At 46.9% G+C, this 19390-nt stretch carries 12 protein-coding genes; 5 read left to right on the plus strand and 7 right to left on the minus strand.

The window, feature by feature from the left end:
- Nucleotides 1-16 precede the first annotated feature (16 nt).
- From rhaT to DWW91_RS22840, 3 genes are all read right to left on the minus strand, one after another.
- Complete coding sequence (gene rhaT / locus DWW91_RS22825) at nucleotides 17-1039, minus strand: L-rhamnose/proton symporter RhaT (protein ID WP_007656164.1); 1023 nt, start codon at nucleotides 1037-1039, stop codon at nucleotides 17-19.
- Complete coding sequence (locus DWW91_RS22830; protein ID WP_046147273.1) at nucleotides 1036-2295, minus strand: L-rhamnose isomerase; 1260 nt, start codon at nucleotides 2293-2295, stop codon at nucleotides 1036-1038. The genes rhaT and DWW91_RS22830 overlap by 4 nt, the downstream gene beginning before the upstream one ends.
- Nucleotides 2296-2500: 205 nt before the next feature.
- Nucleotides 2501-3976 carry a rhamnulokinase family protein gene (locus DWW91_RS22840; protein WP_122329001.1) on the minus strand — a complete coding sequence of 492 codons (1476 nt, stop codon included), beginning with the start codon at nucleotides 3974-3976 and terminating at the stop codon, nucleotides 2501-2503.
- Between the two features lie 95 nt (nucleotides 3977-4071).
- Between DWW91_RS22840 and DWW91_RS22845 the strand changes: the two genes are divergently transcribed.
- Both DWW91_RS22845 and DWW91_RS22850 read left to right on the plus strand, forming a co-directional pair.
- On the plus strand, nucleotides 4072-4959 hold the full coding sequence (locus tag DWW91_RS22845; protein ID WP_007656161.1) for an AraC family transcriptional regulator: 888 nt from the start codon (nucleotides 4072-4074) through the stop codon (nucleotides 4957-4959).
- Nucleotides 4960-5037: 78 nt separating this feature from the next.
- On the plus strand, nucleotides 5038-5484 hold the full coding sequence (locus DWW91_RS22850) for a DUF6078 family protein (protein ID WP_122329017.1): 447 nt from the start codon (nucleotides 5038-5040) through the stop codon (nucleotides 5482-5484).
- A 133-nt stretch (nucleotides 5485-5617) separates the two neighbouring features.
- Here DWW91_RS22850 and DWW91_RS22855 read toward each other — a convergent pair whose 3' ends face one another.
- From DWW91_RS22855 to DWW91_RS22870, 4 genes are all read right to left on the minus strand, one after another.
- Nucleotides 5618-6958 carry a dihydroorotase gene (locus DWW91_RS22855; RefSeq protein ID WP_122329002.1) on the minus strand — a complete coding sequence of 447 codons (1341 nt, stop codon included), beginning with the start codon at nucleotides 6956-6958 and terminating at the stop codon, nucleotides 5618-5620.
- A 66-nt stretch (nucleotides 6959-7024) separates the two neighbouring features.
- Nucleotides 7025-10180, minus strand: coding sequence for a glycosyl hydrolase (locus tag DWW91_RS22860; RefSeq protein ID WP_122329003.1), 3156 nt, complete (start codon nucleotides 10178-10180; stop codon nucleotides 7025-7027).
- A 122-nt stretch (nucleotides 10181-10302) separates the two neighbouring features.
- A complete protein-coding gene (locus tag DWW91_RS22865; protein ID WP_122329004.1) occupies nucleotides 10303-13083 on the minus strand; it encodes a polysaccharide lyase family 8 super-sandwich domain-containing protein in 2781 nt (926 codons plus the stop codon).
- A 111-nt stretch (nucleotides 13084-13194) separates the two neighbouring features.
- Nucleotides 13195-13932, minus strand: coding sequence for a polyprenol monophosphomannose synthase (locus tag DWW91_RS22870; protein ID WP_007656150.1), 738 nt, complete (start codon nucleotides 13930-13932; stop codon nucleotides 13195-13197).
- Between the two features lie 227 nt (nucleotides 13933-14159).
- Here DWW91_RS22870 and mfd point away from each other — a divergent pair, with 227 nt between their 5' ends.
- The 3 genes from mfd (at nucleotide 14160) to DWW91_RS22885 (ending at nucleotide 19385) form a co-directional block, all read left to right on the plus strand.
- Complete coding sequence (mfd, locus tag DWW91_RS22875) at nucleotides 14160-17522, plus strand: transcription-repair coupling factor (protein ID WP_122329005.1); 3363 nt, start codon at nucleotides 14160-14162, stop codon at nucleotides 17520-17522.
- Between the two features lie 67 nt (nucleotides 17523-17589).
- On the plus strand, nucleotides 17590-18786 hold the full coding sequence (locus DWW91_RS22880; protein WP_122329006.1) for an AAA family ATPase: 1197 nt from the start codon (nucleotides 17590-17592) through the stop codon (nucleotides 18784-18786).
- Complete coding sequence (locus DWW91_RS22885) at nucleotides 18783-19385, plus strand: hypothetical protein (RefSeq protein ID WP_122329007.1); 603 nt, start codon at nucleotides 18783-18785, stop codon at nucleotides 19383-19385. The genes DWW91_RS22880 and DWW91_RS22885 overlap by 4 nt, the downstream gene beginning before the upstream one ends.
- Nucleotides 19386-19390: the final 5 nt, after the last annotated feature.

Genomic DNA, 19390 nt, shown 5'->3' on the forward strand with positions numbered 1-19390 from the left:
ATTCCCGAAAAGTCATCTATAAACTCGGTAACAGCAAAGAGAATATCAGTATTCCCATACCGGTAATTAATACGATAATCGTTTTCCTGCTAACACCTTTCCATTCATTCAATATGATTCCCCAAACATTACTGAATATGACATTCAGCGACATCAGGATACTCCATGAAAAGGCAAGCATTACCGGAGAGTCAGAAAAATAGCTCTTTCCCATGCCCAATCCAAAGAACTGTGAATACCAAAGAACTCCTGCCAGCGCACAAAATAAAACATTATTCAATAATATCTTACCCGGAACGGAGAAATAATCTTTCCCTGTTTTATTTTTTATATTCTGGAAGATACAATAGGCTGCATTCGTCAGGAAGCCACCCATTGTTACCAACAGGATCACCGGATTCAAAGCAAACAAATCGCTTGCACCAGAGGCTTTCGCTTTTTCCAGTATCGGAGTTCCGGATTCAAGGCCCAGATTAAAACAGGCACTCATCACACCCGCCAACAATGCAACCAGCAAACCTTTCGTCAGGGCAAAGTCTTTCACAGCCGCTTTCTTTTCCTCTTCCGTCATGTTGCGGGCACGCAGACTACCGGCATAACCGATCACTGCGATACCAGCCAACGTTACGCAAACACCCAGCAAAAGGATCAGTCCGTCGCCATGAAATAAATCCGTCCCCCCGAATACTGCCGGAAAAAGCGTACCGAATCCGGCACAGGTACCAAGAGCGATACTCTGCCCCAGGGCTATTCCCAGATAACGCATGCTAAGACCGAATGTCAGACCTCCCACGCCCCACAGCATTCCGTAGATTACAGCGCCGGTACTTCCACCGGCACTCCAGAGTTCAGTCAGGCTATTTCCTTCCGGAATAGCGAGTTGTGCGCCCAGATAAGGGAAAACGAGCCAGGCAAAAATACCCTGGATCAGCCAGAAGCTCTCCCAACTCCAGTTTTTCACCTTATTGATCGGCACGTAGGAACTGCTTTGCCCCAGACTGCCGATGGCGATAATCAGTAAGCCTATCAGTATATTCATTTGCGCTTGCTTGTTACTTCCGCTTCATATTTTTCTATTTCTGCAATGTAATCTTCCCCTACAGGAACATTATTTTTCAAACAGTACATATCCCATACGGCAGTCCACGGAAGGCTTTTCAATTCTTCCTGCAATGCCAGGCGCTGGAACAGTTTATCTTCCGATTCATATTGCTGCAAAGTAGCAGACGGTTCAAGCAAGGCTTGCAGGAATGCTTTCAGTGTGGCACGGCAACCGATCACATAAGCTCCTATGCGGTTGATCGTAGCATCAAAATAATCCAGTCCGATATGTACACGGTCCAATGCATTACAACGGATGATCTCACGGGAAAGGTCCAGCAGGTCATCGCTCAATACAACCACATGGTCGCTGTCCCAACGGATCGGACGGCTCACATGAAGCATGATCTCAGGAGTGAACAACAGCATGGAAGAGATCTTATCGGCAATGCTTTCCGTCAGATGGAAATGTCCGGTATCCAACGTTACGATTTTGTTATTCTTAGCTCCATATCCCAGATAGAAATCGTAAGAACCGACCGTATAGCTTTCCAGTCCGATACCGAACAATTTAGCTTCGATGCAATCCTTCATGTTCTTATACTCCGTTGCAAAGATTTCGTCCAGCGAATCTTTCAGCAACTGGCGGTATTTGATGCGGCTTGCCGGCACTTCCTTAGAACCATCATGTATCCAGAGGTTCATCATACAGGGATCGTTCTGGTAAACACCCATCGCCTCACTGATCGCACGGCAGCGTTTCGTATGTTCGATCCAGAAGTTACGGATCGAATCATCCGGATTAGCCAACGTCAGGTTTCCGCTTTTAGGATGTGAGAAAGAAGTGGAGTTGAAATCGAGTTTCATATTGTTCTCTTTCCCCCACTCCATCCAACTTTGGAAATGGGCAGGTTCCACTTCATCGCGATCCACTTTCTTTCCTCCGAAATCGCCATAGATTTCATGCAGGTTCAAGCGATGAGTTCCCGGGATAAAAGAGTTTGCTGTCAGGATATCGGCGCGAACTTCATCTATATTACGCGCTTTGCCCGGATAATTACCGGTCACCTGTATGCCGCCCGAAAGCGAGCCGTCCGGATTCTCGAATCCCGTCACGTCATCTGCCTGCCAGCAATGGAGTGAAAGACTGATTTTCTGCAACTTTTCAAGTGCACTGTTTACATCAACGTTTACAGCAGCAAAACGTTCGGCTGCCAAATCAAATGCTTCTTTTACTTTCTTTTCAGTATTCATGGTATGCTTTTTAATTATTGATATTGTTAATACTTTATTTTACTCCAAATATATAAAAGCCCTTGTCCCCGCACCCGATGCGGGGCCGCATAAAAACAGGCCTGATCGATTCGATATTCATATGACCGGTTCTCATGCGATCCCGCGTCAAGCGCGGGAACAAGCTGACTTTTACTATCACACTGGTCTTTATTTATCTTAATTATTATCGTTTTACAACCTGTAAATACCGGTCGTAAACATCTTTCCAAACAGTCTCATCCTGCGGCAGGAATGTTTCGGTCTGAATAGAATCAGCTATCAACTGCCGCATTTCCCAACGGGTGGAGACGATACCGGCAGACCGTGCCTGTACCATACTGTTCCCGATCGCCGTTGCTTCCGACGGGCCGGCAATCACCGGCATGCCGATCGCATTCGCCGTAAACTGATTCAGCAGGTTATTTTTCGAACCTCCGCCGATCACATGCAACCGATCGATCCGGAAAGGCGCCATTCCCTTCAACATCCGGATCACCTCATTATAACGAAGTGCAAGGCTCTCGAAGATGCAACGGATAAAATCGGCATCCGTTTCAGGAACAGGCTGCCCTGTTTCCTCACAATAACCGGCAATAGCCTTTGTCATACACGTCGGATTAGCAAAACGGGGATCGTCCGGATCTACGAAACGTACAAAGGGAACAGCCTGCCCGGCCAGCTCCACGATTTCAGAATAAGCATAAGCACGCCCGGCCTTCTCCCACTCTTTCCGGCATTGTTCCAATAACCACATGCCGGTAATATTTTTCAGGAAGCGGGTTGTTCCCTCGATACCGCCTTCGTTTGTAAAGTTATTCTTATAGGATTCTTCCGTTATGATCGGTTCTTCCGTTTCAATCCCCATCAAGCTCCAGGTCCCGCTACTCAGATAAGCAAAATGCTCATCCCTGGCCGGAACAGCAGCTACGGCAGAAGCCGTATCATGCCCGGCTACAGCAATAACGGGTATCTTGCCAATGCCGGTTTCCTCCGCCAGGGCATCCGTCAGTTCCCCGACAAGCGTTCCCGGCATCACCACCTGCCGCACGATAGACGGCGAAACTCCTGCCGCCTCCAGCAGGGATGGTTCAAATTGTTTCGTAACAGGATTAAGCAACTGGGATGTGGAAGCATCCGTATATTCACACACCTTCTTGCCCGTTAACAGATAAGACAATAGGTCAGGGATGAAAAGTATTTCTTCAGCATTTCTCAAAGGTGCAAAATCCTCCTTCCGGGCACGGAACAGCTGAAAGAGACTATTAAAGTTCATAAACTGGATACCGGTCAGCCGGTAGACTTCCTCACGCGGCACCAGGCGGAAATATTCCTCCAATGCACCTTCCGTATACGGATCGCGGTACGCCCTGGGCAACCCCAGTAAAGAACCATCCGAAGCCAGATAACCGAAATCAACTCCCCAGGTATCGATGCCGATCGAATCGACCGGGATATCTTCCCGGGCACAAAGGGAAAGACTTTTCTTCAGTTCCTCATACAGATTATATATGTTCCAATAATATTTCCCGTGCAATTCCAACAGGTTATTAGGGAAGCGGTGAAGTTCCCGCATTTCAAATTTGCCATTCATTAATGACACCAAAACGGCTCTCCCGCTTGTGGCTCCTATGTCAAATGCTAAAAAGTTATGTTTCTTCATGCCTGCAACAAAGTTATTTGTTTTACAGAAGCAAAAGTAAAAGGTTATTTACTATCTTTGCTTACGAAAATGATTTTAAACCTTTCAATTCTGACATGAATAAACACGCAAATAATCAAATACGCTACCTGACTATCGGAGCGTCTGATGAAGACTGGGGGATTACGGTCACCACGATCGGATACCAATTCATTCCACCCCAAAGTCAATATCCGTTATCCGGTCATCCGGACAGTTATAATTTCAAACCGCAGACAGGACGTATCCTGAAGGAATACCAGCTTGTCTATATAACGAAAGGAAGCGGCTACTTCTCTTCCCAATCCTGCAAACAGCAAAAGATAGAAGCCGGCACCATGATCCTGCTTTTTCCGGGAGAATGGCACAGCTACTATCCGGACAAAGAGACCGGATGGGATGAATATTGGGTAGGATTCCGTGGAATACATATCGACAAACGAGTGGAAAAACGTTTCTTCACGAAAGAAGAGCCGCTTCATAGAATCGGTTTAAGTGCTACTATCGTAGGATTATATGAAGATATACTAAAGTTTGCCATGCAGGAAAAATCCGGATACCAGCAGATGATATCCAGTATCGTCCTTCATATAATGGGTACTGTTTATTATAAGAAAAAGAATGGCGCTTTTACTAATACATATGTAGTAGACAAAATCAACGAGGCCCGTATTCTGATGAAAGAGCAGGTAGAAAACCCCGTGTCACCGGAAGAGATCGCCTCGCAACTGGGACTGGGATACTCCTGGTTCCGCCGTATGTTCAAAGAATATACCGGCGTGTCTCCTGCTCAATACCAGTTACAACAAAAACTATTGAGGGCAAAAGAACTCCTGACAGGAAGTAACCTGAACATATCGGAGATTGCTTACAGCCTGAAGTTTGAAAATGCCGGTCAGTTCTCAACCTTCTTTAAAAAGAAAGAGGGCGTAACGCCCTCCGAGTTCAGGGAAAGAGCACATTAATACGGTTGTTGACGGTTGGACAGAAAACATCAAGAAGCTATTTACTCACTGAAACAGGAAACGAATAATATGAATACAATGGAGACAAACATCCTATTGACCCCCGAACAAATTCCTCCCTCCTACTGCCGTTGCTTCCAAAGCGACTGCCCGAAGTCGGACAGTTGCGCTCGTTTTCTCGCTGGGAAGCACCTCCCCGAAGGCTGGGTGACAGGGCCTGCCGTCTATCCCACAGCCCGTCAAGGCGCGACCTGCGTGTGCTATAAGCAGACACGTATTATCCACGCCGCCTACGGTTTCCGTGCCCTCTTTGCCGAGGTGAAGAAGAAAGACGATACGCCTCTGCGCGACCGTATCAAGACGTATTTGGGTGGAAACACCACCTACTACCGCTACCACAACGGCGAACGCCTTCTCACACCCGAGCAACAGGAATGGATCATCAACCTCTTCCGCCGGCACGGCTATACAGACGAGTTGCGCTTCGACGAGTATCGCGACCTCTACGATTTTATCCTTACCTGATTACCACGGCGTGGTAGCATCTCTTCCACGGATTGGAAGCCACACTACTACGCCTTGGAAGCGAGCCTACCAAAGTGTGGTAGGCTAGTTGGTAAAAGCGAGAAGGGATACATTATACATACTGGTTTGTATTTTAGTTGTATTTCACTTCCATCCCCCGGACTTCGTCGTTTATGACGCCATTGTCATACACCAACTGTCCGTTGACAAAAGTCTGGCTGACACTATGATGAAAGGTAGTCCCTTCAAAAGGTGCCCATCCGCATTTATATACTATATTTTCGGGAGCCACCATCCAGTTCTTCTCCGGATCGACAAGGACCAGGTCGGCATAATAACCCGGACGGATATAACCGCGCCGGTCGATATGGAACAGGTCTGCCGGCATATGCGCCATCTTTTCCACCACTTTTTCATACGTGAAGCAACCCTCTGCCACCATCTCCAGCATGGCAACCAGCGAATGCTGAATCAACGGACCGCCCGAAGCCGCTTTCAAACAACTGCCCTCTTTCTCCGATAACAAATGCGGAGCATGGTCGGTCGCTACGATATCTATTGTATTATCATTAACGGCATTGCGCAAAGCGACACGGTCTTCCAACGTCTTGATAGACGGATTCCATTTGATTCGGTTACCGAACTTAGCGTAATCGCCGTCATGGAACCAAAGGTGATGCACACACACCTCGCCGGTAATCTTCTTCTCGCTCAAAGGAATCTCATTACTCAGCAATGTCAGTTCTTTGGCAGTAGACAAATGCAGGATATGCAAACGTGAATTCAGGCGGGTAGCCAGTTCGACAGCTTCGGATGAAGAGGCATAACATGCTTCCTCGCTTCGGATCTTGCTATGGAAAGAGATGTCGAGATCTTCGCCGTACAATCCTGTATAGTAAGCGATATTACGTTTGATCACTTCTTCCTTTTCCGCATGGATGGCGATCAGCATATCCGCTTCACCGAAGATACGTTCCAGGCTCTCCTTCTTATCCACCAGCATGTTGCCTGTGGAAGAACCGAGGAACAGCTTCAACCCCGGCACACGGCTACGGTCCAGCTTACGGATCTCGTCCATATTATCATTCGTTCCGCCGAAGAAGAAAGAGTAGTTGGCGGCAGATGTTTCCGCTCCGCGCTGCAACTTCCATTCCAGATCGGCTATCGTGGTAGTCTGAGGCTTAGTATTCGGCATATCCATAAAAGAGGTGACACCGCCAGCTACGGCCGCACGGCTTTCACTAGCGATGTCTCCTTTATGTGTCAGGCCCGGTTCACGGAAATGTACCTGATCGTCGATTGCTCCCGGTAACAGGAGCTTTCCTTCAGCATCGATAACTTGTACATTGGAGGCAGTTTCGGGAACAACTTCCTCGAACACCTCTGCTATTTTATCTCCATCAATAAGGACCGAGCCTTTAAACATACGGCCTTCATTCACAATGCGAGCGTTTTTTATCAGAATCTTATTCATATACCTTGTATTTTATTTGTTACAAATGTACATGATTCTATTCAAAAACAACGCAGGCAGGAGCGGTTATTCGTAAGAATAGGCCTGTATTTCCACCGGTCCGATCAAACCGGACGATTGTAGAGGCGAATCTGCATTCCAGGGATTCACGTTTGTCCAGGTGCCGCGTTCCTTTTCAGGCAACGAAGCGTCACCGATCAGGCGGTTCCTCCAGTTATTCACGACTTCCACTTCGATCAGGTTCTCCCCTTTACGTAGAAAGTCTCCAACCGGCAGGCGGTAAGGGGTTGTCCATACGCCGCCAACATACTGTCCGTTGATCTTTACTTTCGCCATGACCATCACCTTGCCCAGATCCAGATAAAGCGCCTTCTGAGGCAGTTTATCCAAGGTGATCCGGTTGGTATAGATTGCTTTTCCTGAGAAATAGCGGATGGACGGGTCTGTACTTTCTGTCCAGTCCTGCAATGCCGGGAAGGTTACAGCTTCTTCCGGTCCTCTTTTCCCTTTTTCAAAATCGACCTGCCAGGGAGAGCTAACGGTTGCCAGAACCTCTTTGACCGGATAATTCCGGGCAGTTGTTTTCGCCGGCGTGCCTTTTTTACGGAAGATAATAAAGGAGCTTTCAAAGCCTTCGAGACGAACCGGTACGGTAGTTACTCCGTCGGCACAGGTAAACTCCGGCAAAAGACGTATCTCTGCTGTCAGCGGATTCCACAGTTCCGGTAATTTTCCGGCTACACGGAAGGACGGGTTTATATCAACCGGGTTTTCACTTTGATTCGAGATAAAATAAATATCACCTTCATCCGTAGCACGGTGGATAAACAAAACAGGCGTACCGGAATTAACACGCATATCCGGTTTTACGTTCAAGGCTTCCAATACCGGTTGCAGGGAAGTCGCCGGCATAAACAGACGGCCTTTACCTATTGTCCGTACGGATTCTGTCTGGTCGCCCCAAAGCTCGGAAGCCAGTGCCTGCACTTTCCGGTCGGCAGCCGGATAATCACTCAGGCTCGGAGAATATTTCGGAGCAGGCCCTATCACACAGGCGCCAGCCTGCAACAGTTCCTTTATCTTCTGCAAAATTTCCGGACGCATGGTTTCCAGTTGGGGTAATACCAGCAAACGATATTTCATTCCGCTAGGCAAAACAATCCGGCCGTCTTCCACCGATGCCCGCTGCAACAAAACTTCCCCATTAATATAATCGAAGGAATAACCGGCAGGAAGTTCAGGCGTACAGATACCGGTCATCTTCGGAGCATCCTCTCCGATAAAGTAAGCTACATCTGCCACATAATCGCCGCGTTGCAACATGAAGTTACATCTTTTCAGATAGCCGGTAAAGACATCCATCTGGCTGAACCAGGTATTCTTCCGGTTAAATTCATTACCGAACCAGGCATCCAACCCCGGTTCGCGGTCTTCAAACGGCTGGTGGATATATACATGCAGTAAAGAGCTGTTTATCCCTTCCGTAAAGAAACGGTCCCCACGCTGCTTCATCTGATACGGATAGCGGCCGAAAGCAGGTCCCCCGCTTGTAAACGACTCGGCCCAGACACGTCTCTTGCCATAAATATGTCCGCAGGAAGAAGCCGCCCTGTTCTCGATATCCCCCAGGGAACCTTCGCTCCAGAACTCGCCGGCTATCTCGTCGGACTGGCCGCCATATTGCAGAAACTCGCCCGGGAATCCCCAATGACCGTAATTTTCCAGCCAGGTCGTCAATCCATGCTGATGACAAACATCACGCAAGCCACCTACATAATCGTAAGAAACACGATCGGCTATCAAACGGCGCAAATCCCACAGGAAGCGGTCTGAAATATCAGGATTACCGACCACTGTACCTTCCAGAACCGGAAGATACGGAACGGGGTCATATCCGTAACGTTCCTTAAATACGCTGATCATATCGTCGGTCCAGTTCTGTCCTCCGGTTTCATAGCTATCCTGGACAACTACCTTAAATGTTTTACGGTCAGCCTCCGGAATGCGTTTCAGTATATCACCGATAAAGGCATCAAAATGGAAAGCGACATGTTTCTTGCTCATCTTATCGATCTCAGGTCCTGTAGCTTCGGGAGCAGCCGGCGAGTTGGTTACACCTGTCGGCAACATCGCCATCCGGCGGATCACCCACTTACCTTCGGGCACTTCCCAATCCAACACACCGTTCTTTGAAAATTCAGTCACGTTCTTTATCGCATCCGGCGAAACCATCAAAGAGGCATCACTAACGGCAGGCTGTTTTTCCCAGAGATAGTCATCCCACATAGGGAGCGGGGTCTGGAACATCTTAGCCAGCGATTTCTCCGGGTAGCGTTCCATCATGGGAGAAGATGTAAGGGTTACATTTCCGGCAGCCTCTCCTTCTTCAGACATTTCCAGGCGGAACTGTGAAGCGGAAGTCTCCGGAAGGGAAATAACGACCGGCGCATAAGGGACAAAGCCTACATTCAGTGCCGGGTTACTACGGTCGATCACGAATTGTCTCAGCAATTCTTCCTTTCCTCCTTTTTTCACCCACAGCTTGGCGGTCGTTTTAAAAGGTGTATTTACCCGGTAGATCAGTGTACGGACGGTTGCTTCCTTATCAAAGACCAGAACGGAGGAGGACGATTGCCCTGACTTCTTATTTATCGCCCAGCTTTTTTCCGCCACTGGCTTATCCAATGCTGGATAAGCGATAACGCAGACGTCCTGTTCATCTTTTCCAACGGAAGGTAGCGTCAGTTGCATACGTCCCGGTCCGGCGACAATCGTATCTGAAGAGGCCAGATAACGCATAGCCTGTGAACTTTTTACCCACGGACCACCAGACTGGCTCCATCCCGGACTGTTGAATATTCCGATTTCTATATTCAGTTCCGTGGCTTTCTTCAAAGCGGCATGCAGCACTTCCCACCATTCGGAACTCAGCAGTTTATGATCGCCGTAAGGGATGCCATCGATACCGATATTCCCGATAAACGCACGATTAATACCAGCCACTTTCATGGCTTCCAGGTCACGTTCCACCCCTTCTTTCGATATATTATCAGAAATCCAGTACCAATAGACACCGGTCTGTACACTATCGGGTATTGAACGGAAGCCTTGCTCGATACTGGCAAAGGATGGATGATTTGCAGACGTCTCTGTCTTATTACATGACAAAAGACCTAAACAAACAAGAATACATAAAGAGAATAAGTGTGTTATTTTCGCCATAATACATGAATTAAGCAATTACATCGATCTTATATGCAAGCAAAAATACTGTTTATATTCTCCTCTATTACTTATAATAATGACAATATACTTCTCAATTCTGATAAATTACGAACCACCTCTTACCGCAATTTCAGTACTCCTAAAGAAGACGGTATATGGAAATCCGGATTAGCGGCATCGGGGATGATCCAGGACGACCAGATCACCTGTTCCTCTTGCGGCCCGTAATAATCGGCACGGTATACACCGAAACGTATCTCGCCGTCCGGTGAGATCACGCCCATTTCTTCCAGGCTCTTCAAGGGGATGGAGCCTTCCACGATATAGGTGTCTTTACCGGTATGTGTTCCCAGTTTCAGCCCTTTAAAGTTCCAGTCGAAATCAAACTGGCGGTAGAACTTTGCATGATAGTCCATGACCTTTCCGCGCGGATCGATCTCCGCACAATAATAATCGCCCATAGCCGGGTCTTTGCTGAAGAAAAACTCGATACGGTCACTGCTCCCAACCGAAGCCTCGGTCTTTTCATTATTATATATAATGGTAGTATCGGCTACCTCATACAGGAAATATAAGTTCTTTTTGTCGTGGCAGACAGAGAACCGGGTCCGGTCTTTAGCAGCCCCGTTCCAGGGAGCGGTCAGGCCCGACACGGCTACAGGTATCTGTTGCCAGTCGTCTTTTTTGCCATCTACGGAAATTGACTTTACCAACGGCGCGCAGATAACCGGGGTAACGGAAACAGACTGGCCGGGAGCCTGGTTGGCAGGAACCATTATCTTCAAATCGTAGTCATTGATCGTTAAAGACAAGGACGATTGTGTATGTGTCGGATCGCTTGCCTCTATACGGAGTTTCCCGTTTTCCGGAGAAAGCATATAGATACCCAGTGTATGTACCGCCAGTGTTATATCATCCGACAGGCGGATGGTTCCTTCCTGATATGCGGTGACATAGAAACGGTTACCGGCTGCTACGGCCTGCATGGCCTCGTCATTGCGAAGCACCCGGATATCATCCGTACGGAAAGTAGCTGTACGGTCTGCCGAAGAGGCCGGCAGTATCAGGTATTGGTAAGTGGCGGGTAGCTCTTTCGGATGGCGGATATATAAAGAGACCACCTCCCCTTCCACTGTTTGCGGTATATATGAACCCATAAAGTCGGACCAGCGGCCGGAACGTTTTTCTGAGATCGCCACACTGTTTTCAGGTTGCATCAGGATATAACCGGTACTGTCATGATAGAAACGCGGAGCCTTCCCGGTGATCGTAACAGTTCCGTCGACAGGATTCCAACGGTTATTTTCCCAATAAGCCAGTTCCCCCTGTTTCATACGCTGGTCGATCGATGTCGCCAGGTTCAGCGTACTGTCGGTCTGAATCCCCGCCCCGAGGCATAACACAAAATCGTCCGTGATAACCCACGACTTGCGGGCATGTGCTCCGTCACGGTTCAGGATCATGGCGGTCATGCCTGTACTGCCATCCGTTACACCACCGACAAAAGTCGTTTCATTACGGACATGCGCCCCGTAAGTACGGGGAGAAGGGATAGGCGCATCGCTTTCATACGAAGTAATACCCGGGACCTTACGCCAGTCCCAGAACGGGAACACATTCAGATATTCATCGCCGTTACGGTATATATAAGTAGCGCCGTCACCCATATAAAAACCTTTCAGGTTATCTTCATTTACTAACTCAGTACCGATCACCCGCTGCGAAGCCATCTTGACAGAGGCCATCCACCCCAGTGCGCGATGGATAGTCTGGTCTGAATCCCAGAAATGTTTCTGTCCGGAAAAGGCTGCCCCCTGCGCAGGTTGGGGAGGGAAATTGTCATTCAGGAAATCATCCATCTTCTGCACATCGGCCGGTGCGCTACCCTTCTTCAGTGAACTGGCAGCATATCCTATCGCCAGCGCTTTATGAATAGGGGCATTATGGAACAATTGCCGGTCGAGGGCATTCACATCCATATAGCCGCGCCAGATAATCCAGCGATAGCCTTCCGTTAATAAATTATTCAGGATAGATTGCTGTTCGGCATTCAAAGCAAAGGAAGTCCCGGCAAACAATCCCGAATAGAAACTCATCTCACCGAGATAAGCCAGCCCATAGTTGCCGAACTGCTGTTGCGGCCCGTGCTGGTGGAAGCTCCAGTCGCTTTTAATACCTTCCTCACGCCCGGTGGTTATTTCAGAGATGATTGTATCGCGGGCAGCCTTTACCAAGGCATAATCGTCTGTCAGCAAACCTTTGACAAGTACGTTTCCTGCCAGCCAGACTTTATTCTGCCCCGTCATGCCGAAACGGGCGTTATCCATTACTTTCACAGCTTCTTTGAGTTCGTCGGGTGTCATCTGCATACGGAGCAGCAGGAAAGCCGGCCCGAACGTTTTCGGGATGCCGATCTCGTTATACCACCAGTTCTTGCAAACAGGTTTCATGCGGAACCAATAACCGAGCGCCTGATGAATAACCGTAGAGAAGCGGGGCGACCAGGTGCACGAAGGTCCTTCGGCATGATAGAGTTTTGCCAGCTCCAGTATACGGTCGGCATGCTTCTTGGCATCCCATCCGGAGCGTTTGGTATCTGTATAGTTGATATCCGGCCAGGAACCGTCTTCATTTATACTCTCCATATATCCTTTGATCTTCTCCATATTGAAGGGATACCGCTGATGCAGTTCCACAACGACCTGATCAGACATTTCCGTCTCAGGCGGGATACCGGACAATATGCGGTTGAGTAAATCCGATTCATCATTGGAACTGATCAAGGTCCCGATATAGTTCTGACGGATCTGCTCCAGTTCGTCCTGCTGTGTTTGCGAGAACACACGCACGGGTAAAAACAAGAATGCGGCTAACAAGAATGTGTTTGTAAGAAGCTTCATGATATTGAATTTAGTACTGAAAGCAACAAATTTACCATAATTAATCCTGACAAATATAATAATGGCGAAAAAAATTGTAACGAATCCGTCCTCTATTACCAGCTATCCCCTTTACTTCTTCTGCGGATACTTGCGGAATAAACTCCACCACTTCAGTTTAAGCACGCCAAACAACGCTTCCCCGAATATGGAAGAGTTCATCTTCGATGTTCCCAATACGCGGTTGATAAAGATAATAGGCACTTCCACCAGTTTGAAACCACATTTATACGCCGTAAACTTCATCTCTATCTGGAAAGCATATCCCTTGAAATGAATATGATCGAGATCGATCGCCTCAAGCACCTCGCGACGGTAGCATTTGAAACCGGCAGTCGTATCCTGTACTTTCATCCCGGTAACGAAGCGGACATAGACAGATGCGTAATATGACATCAATACACGTCCCAGCGGCCAGTTCACCACATTCACGCCATTGCTGTAACGCGAACCGATAGCCACATCTCCCCCCTGCTCCGTGCAGGCGGCATATAACTTCGGAAGATCATTCGGATTATGACTGAAATCGGCATCCATTTCGAAGACAAAGTCGTACTTATGTTCGATCGCCCATTTGAAACCGCAAATGTAGGCAGTTCCCAACCCTAACTTACCTTTCCTTTCTACCATGAAAAGACGTTCAGGAAATTCACTCTGTAATCGCTTTACAATATCCGCTGTTCCATCAGGCGAGCCATCATCTATAATCAAAATATGAAACTCCTTTTCCAACCCAAATACCGCACGGATAATATTCTCAATATTCTCTTTCTCGTTGTAGGTCGGAATAATAACAATACTGTCTGACATATACTTCTTTTATTAATTGACAGTTGACAAGTGACAGTTGACAGATTTACTGCAACTATCCCGCAGAACTGTCGGCAATCGGTTATCAACCCGAATGCGAAGGTACATATTTTAGTTGATTTAAACTTATTACTCTATATTATTTTGAACAAAAAAGCTACCTTTGCCAAACATTTCAGTAACATTTGTTGCTGTCATTTGTTACTTGTCAACAGACAACAATTTTAATGGAGGTACAAGAATTACTTAAAATATTCGCCGCCCACCCACAAGTTTCCGCATTGGATACCCTTTTGAACGGTAATACGTCAAATAACATTTTCCTGAAAGGGTTGAACGGCTCGGGCGCAGCAATGACAATCGCTTCTCTTTTTTTAAAAAGAGGGGGCAACTATGTGTGCATACTCAACGACCAGGAAGAAGCCGGCTACTTCTATCACGACCTGATGCAGCTGACCGGAAGCAATGAGATTTACTTTTTCCCGTCCGCTTACCGCCGGGCCATCAAATACGGACATATCGATCCGGCAAATGAAATACTGCGGACCGAAGTGCTCAGTGTCCTCCAGGACCCCGAAGCACCCTTCGTGATCGTTTCCTATCCCGATGCACTGGCTGAAAAGGTCATATCGCGCGACGACCTGAAAAAGAACACTCTAAAGATCAGTGTCGGCGAGAAGCTGGATAATATGTTCGTGTCCGACGTGCTCGACGAATATGGATTCGAACAGGTGGACTATGTCTACGAACCGGGGCAATATGCCCTGCGCGGCAGTATCCTGGACGTATTCTCTTTCTCCTACGAATTTCCTTACCGTATCGACTTCTTCGGAAAGGAAGTGGAGACAATCCGTACGTTCGATGTGGAAACCCAGCTTTCCAAAGAGAAACTGGAGAGTATCTATATCGTGCCGGAAATGAATAAAAGCGACCGTACCAACACCCTGCTGCTGGATTCACTGCCTGCACAAACAATCCTGGCAGCCAGAGACCTGGCATGGACGAAGGAACGTATCGGCAGCCTGTGGAACGAAGAGCCGGTTGTCGGTGACGAAGAATCGTTTGCCGACATCAGCCGAATGCGTGCCAGACTGGTGACTGGAGAAGATTTCCTCCGGGCAGCCCTCAACTTCCGCCGGATACATTTCGGTACACGCCCGGCAGGAGTAGCGGATGCCACCCTTACATTCAGTACACAGGCACAGCCTATTTACCATAAGAATTTCGACATGGTGAGCGACTCTTTCCGTAACTATCTGGAGAGTGGCTATACATTATATATATTGAGTGACGTAGAAAAACAGGCAACCCGTATCCGGGCGATCTTCGAGGACCGGGGAGAAAATATCCCTTTCACTTCGGTCAACAAGACCATCCATGAAGGATTTACCGATGACGCGCTGCGTATCTGTCTCTTTACGGATCATCAGCTGTTCGATCGTTTCCACAAGTTCAATCTGAAAAGCGAAAAGGCCCGCAGCGGAAAACTCTCGTTGTCACTGAAAGAACTGAACCAGTTCACAACCGGCGACTATATCGTGCATATCGACCATGGCGTCGGGCAGTTCGGCGGCCTGGTACGCACCGAAGTAAACGGCAAGATACAGGAAGCTATCAAGCTGATTTACCAGAACAACGATATCATCTTCGTCAGCATACATTCCCTGCATAAGCTATCCAAATATAAAGGAAAAGACAGCGGCGAACCGCCCAAGCTGAACAAGCTGGGAACCGGTGCCTGGGAGAAGATGAAGGAAAAGACAAAGAATAAGGTCAAGGACATTGCCCGCGACCTGATCCTTCTCTACTCCCAACGCAAACAGGAGACAGGTTTCTCCTACTCGCCGGACAGCTTCATGCAGCACGAACTGGAAGCGAGCTTCATTTATGAAGATACGCCCGACCAGATGAAAGCGACAAGCGAAGTGAAAGAAGACATGGAAAGTTTACGTCCGATGGATCGCCTGATCTGTGGTGACGTAGGTTTCGGCAAGACAGAGGTAGCGATCCGTGCTGCCTTCAAGGCCGTTTCCGATAACAAGCAGGTAGCCGTACTGGTTCCTACAACAGTTCTTGCTTTCCAGCATTTCCAGACTTTTTCGGAGCGTCTGAAAGATTTCCCCTGCCGGATCGATTATATCAGCCGGGCAAGGACTACGGCACAGATCAAAAGGACGTTGATGGATGTCGCCGACGGTCAGGTGAACATCCTGATCGGTACGCATCGTATTGTCAGCAAAGATGTCAAGTTCAAAGACCTGGGATTGCTTATCATCGATGAAGAGCAAAAGTTCGGCGTATCCGTTAAGGAAAAACTTCGTCAGATGAAAGTGAATGTGGATACGCTGACAATGACAGCGACACCGATCCCGCGAACTTTGCAATTCTCGTTGATGGGTGCCCGCGACCTGAGCAGCATCACCACTCCCCCGCCCAACCGGTATCCGGTACAGACGGAAGTGGAGCGTTTCAACCCCGATATTATCCGTGAAGCGATCAATTTCGAGATGAGCCGTAACGGACAGGTTTTCTTTATCAATAACCGTATCCAGAATATTTACGAGATAGAGAATCTGGTTCGCCGTGAAGTACCCGATGCCCGCGTAGCAGTCGGTCACGGACAAATGGAACCGGAAAAACTGGAGAAGATCATCCTCGATTTCGTCAATTACGAATACGATGTCTTGATCGCCACCAGCATTGTGGAAAGCGGTATCGACGTACCGAATGCCAACACAATCATCATCAACAACGCACAGCAATTCGGCCTGTCCGACCTGCACCAGTTACGCGGACGTGTAGGACGAAGCAACCGCAAAGCCTTCTGTTACCTGCTCTCCCCGCCTCTTTCTTCATTGACACAGGAGGCACGCCGGCGTTTGCAGGCCATCGAGAACTTCTCTGAGCTGGGTAGCGGTATCCATATCGCCATGCAGGACCTGGATATCCGTGGTGCCGGTAACATGCTGGGAGCCGAGCAAAGCGGTTTCATTGCCGATCTTGGCTATGAAACATACCAGAAGATTCTGGAAGAGGCTGTCGATGAACTGAAAAGCGATGAGTTTGCCGACCTGTATGCCGATTCCGACAACGGCAAACGGGATTCCGGCAGCGAATATATCCGCGAAACTCATATCGAAAGCGACCTCGAACTGATGTTCCCACCCACCTATATCCCCAACGATTCGGAACGTGTCTCTCTCTACCGCGAACTGGATAATATGGAAGAAGAACGGGATATACTGGCCTTCACGGAACGTCTGAAAGACCGCTTCGGCAAAATTCCGAAGGAAGGAAAAGAACTGATCCGTATCGTCCGCCTCCGCCGTATGGCCAAGAAGCTGGGAATGGAAAAAGTAGTATTAAAGAAGGGGCAGATGAACATCATCCTCATATCCAACTCCGAAAGCCCGTACTATCAGAGCGAGGCTTTCGACAAATTGCTGGCCTTTATACAAAAACATCCCCGCGAATGTAATCTCCGGGACCAGAACGGTAAGCGCAGTATCGTAATAAAAAATGTGAGTACAGTAGAGGCTGCCTGCATGCTGCTTGAAGAAATAGAGAAGACAAAGACTTCTCACGAATAAACCATTGTAAGCAACTCGGTTCAAATATATTTCTTTACATTTGCGAGAATTAATATAAGAATATAATATGCCACATTTAAGAATTAAAAATATAGGTCCGATAAGATATGCAGACATTGAACTAAACAAAGTCAATGTAATCATGGGCCCCCAGAGTTCGGGGAAAAGTACTATCAATAAAATTGCATGTTACTGTTCTTGGGTGGAAAAGAAAATATCATTAGATCAATCTTTTGATTACTTCCTCAAAGAAGGTGTATTTATTGAAGAATTAGCTCGTTTCCACAAACTCACCGGCTATTTTAAGGAAACTTCAGAAATAGAATATCATTCAGAAACAATTAATCTGAAATATATATATAAAGATAAAGAACCTGTCATAAATTGGAAGAACCAGTTTGGATATAAAAGGATAAAACTGTCATATATTCCTGCCGAAAGAAATATTGTTTCGATGATTTCCGACTGGAAAGAAGTCAGCCTGCCCAACAACAACATAAGGAATTTTATGGCAGACTGGAACAATGCCCGCAAAATATTCACTCCTAAGAAACATATTCATCTGCCCTTTTTAGAGATAGACTATTACTATGACGAAAAGAGCGATATGGATTATATTCAAAATCAGGACGGTACCGTTATTCAACTAATGGATGCATCCAGTGGTTTACAATCTATGATCCCTTTAGTCGTATTGCGATCTTATTTTGCAGAGTGGATATATACAAATGAAGAACCAAGAAGTATAGCTTCTAAGGAGAGGGATTCCAGATTTCTAAATATTTTGATAAGTACTTTAAGTAAGCAGGGTGGCGGCATACAATTTACAGAACTAGAGCCATATATTATTCCATATATCGCAACAGCAGGTACCGGATTCTTTATTGAGGAACCGGAACTTAATCTATTTCCGTCTACCCAACGAGATATACTATACAATCTCATCAGCAGTGTTCAGCAACGTGAAGACGACTCATTAATTCTCACCACCCATAGCCCCTACATCCTTTACGCCCTGAATAACTGCATGTTAGGCTTTCAAGTAAAAGAGACAATGCCGAAAACGGAACAGGAAAGTCTGGCTAGCCGACAATCATGGATAGATCCGTCGCTGGTATCCGCATGGGAAATAAAAGATGGTAAGTTAGTAGATATTAAGAATAGCAGACTGAATACAATCGGAGATCATTATTTCAACACAATAATGAATGAAGTAATGGATGAATATTATGCAATGCTCAAGTATATCAAAAGAACAAAATGAAAACACGGATAAATGATTCTATACAACAACATCAGGTTTATCCATGTTCATATACAAGCATCCATATCGTTGATTGGAAAAAGTTCACGAGCGAAAATCTGAAAGTACATGATCGTGTTCCGGTTAACCCGAATACAGGAAAACTAATCCACTCTGTTTGCTTAAGGAATGATTCGGCCATATCCATTCTTGTGGATGCATTCGGCGAAAACGCATTACAATACAGCAAAAAGAAAAAGGCCCGTCAATGCGAATGTGTTATTTACCCCGATAATTATAAAGATACAGATTGGGTTCTTTTTGTAGAAATGAAATATGCAGAAAACGAGATCGCTGCTTTCAGGAAAGAAAACGATTATCCGAATAATATGATTGAGCAAATAAAGCAGACCGTTCAATTCTTTAAAGATAAATGCATTTTACCGCAGGAAAAAGAAGTATACGCTATCGTTTCATTTCCCAATTTACTATCTGCATTCAATAGTACGATATTCAGTATCGATGCCATAAACGATTTTTATCTGGACTATGGCATTATTATAAGAGGCACAAACAACGCGGAGATTATCAGTTCCGACAATATAAAGCTAATTGGATAAAATGA

Source organism: Parabacteroides sp. AF17-3, from assembly GCF_003635445.1.
Classification (GTDB): Bacteria; Bacteroidota; Bacteroidia; order Bacteroidales; family Tannerellaceae; genus Parabacteroides; species Parabacteroides goldsteinii.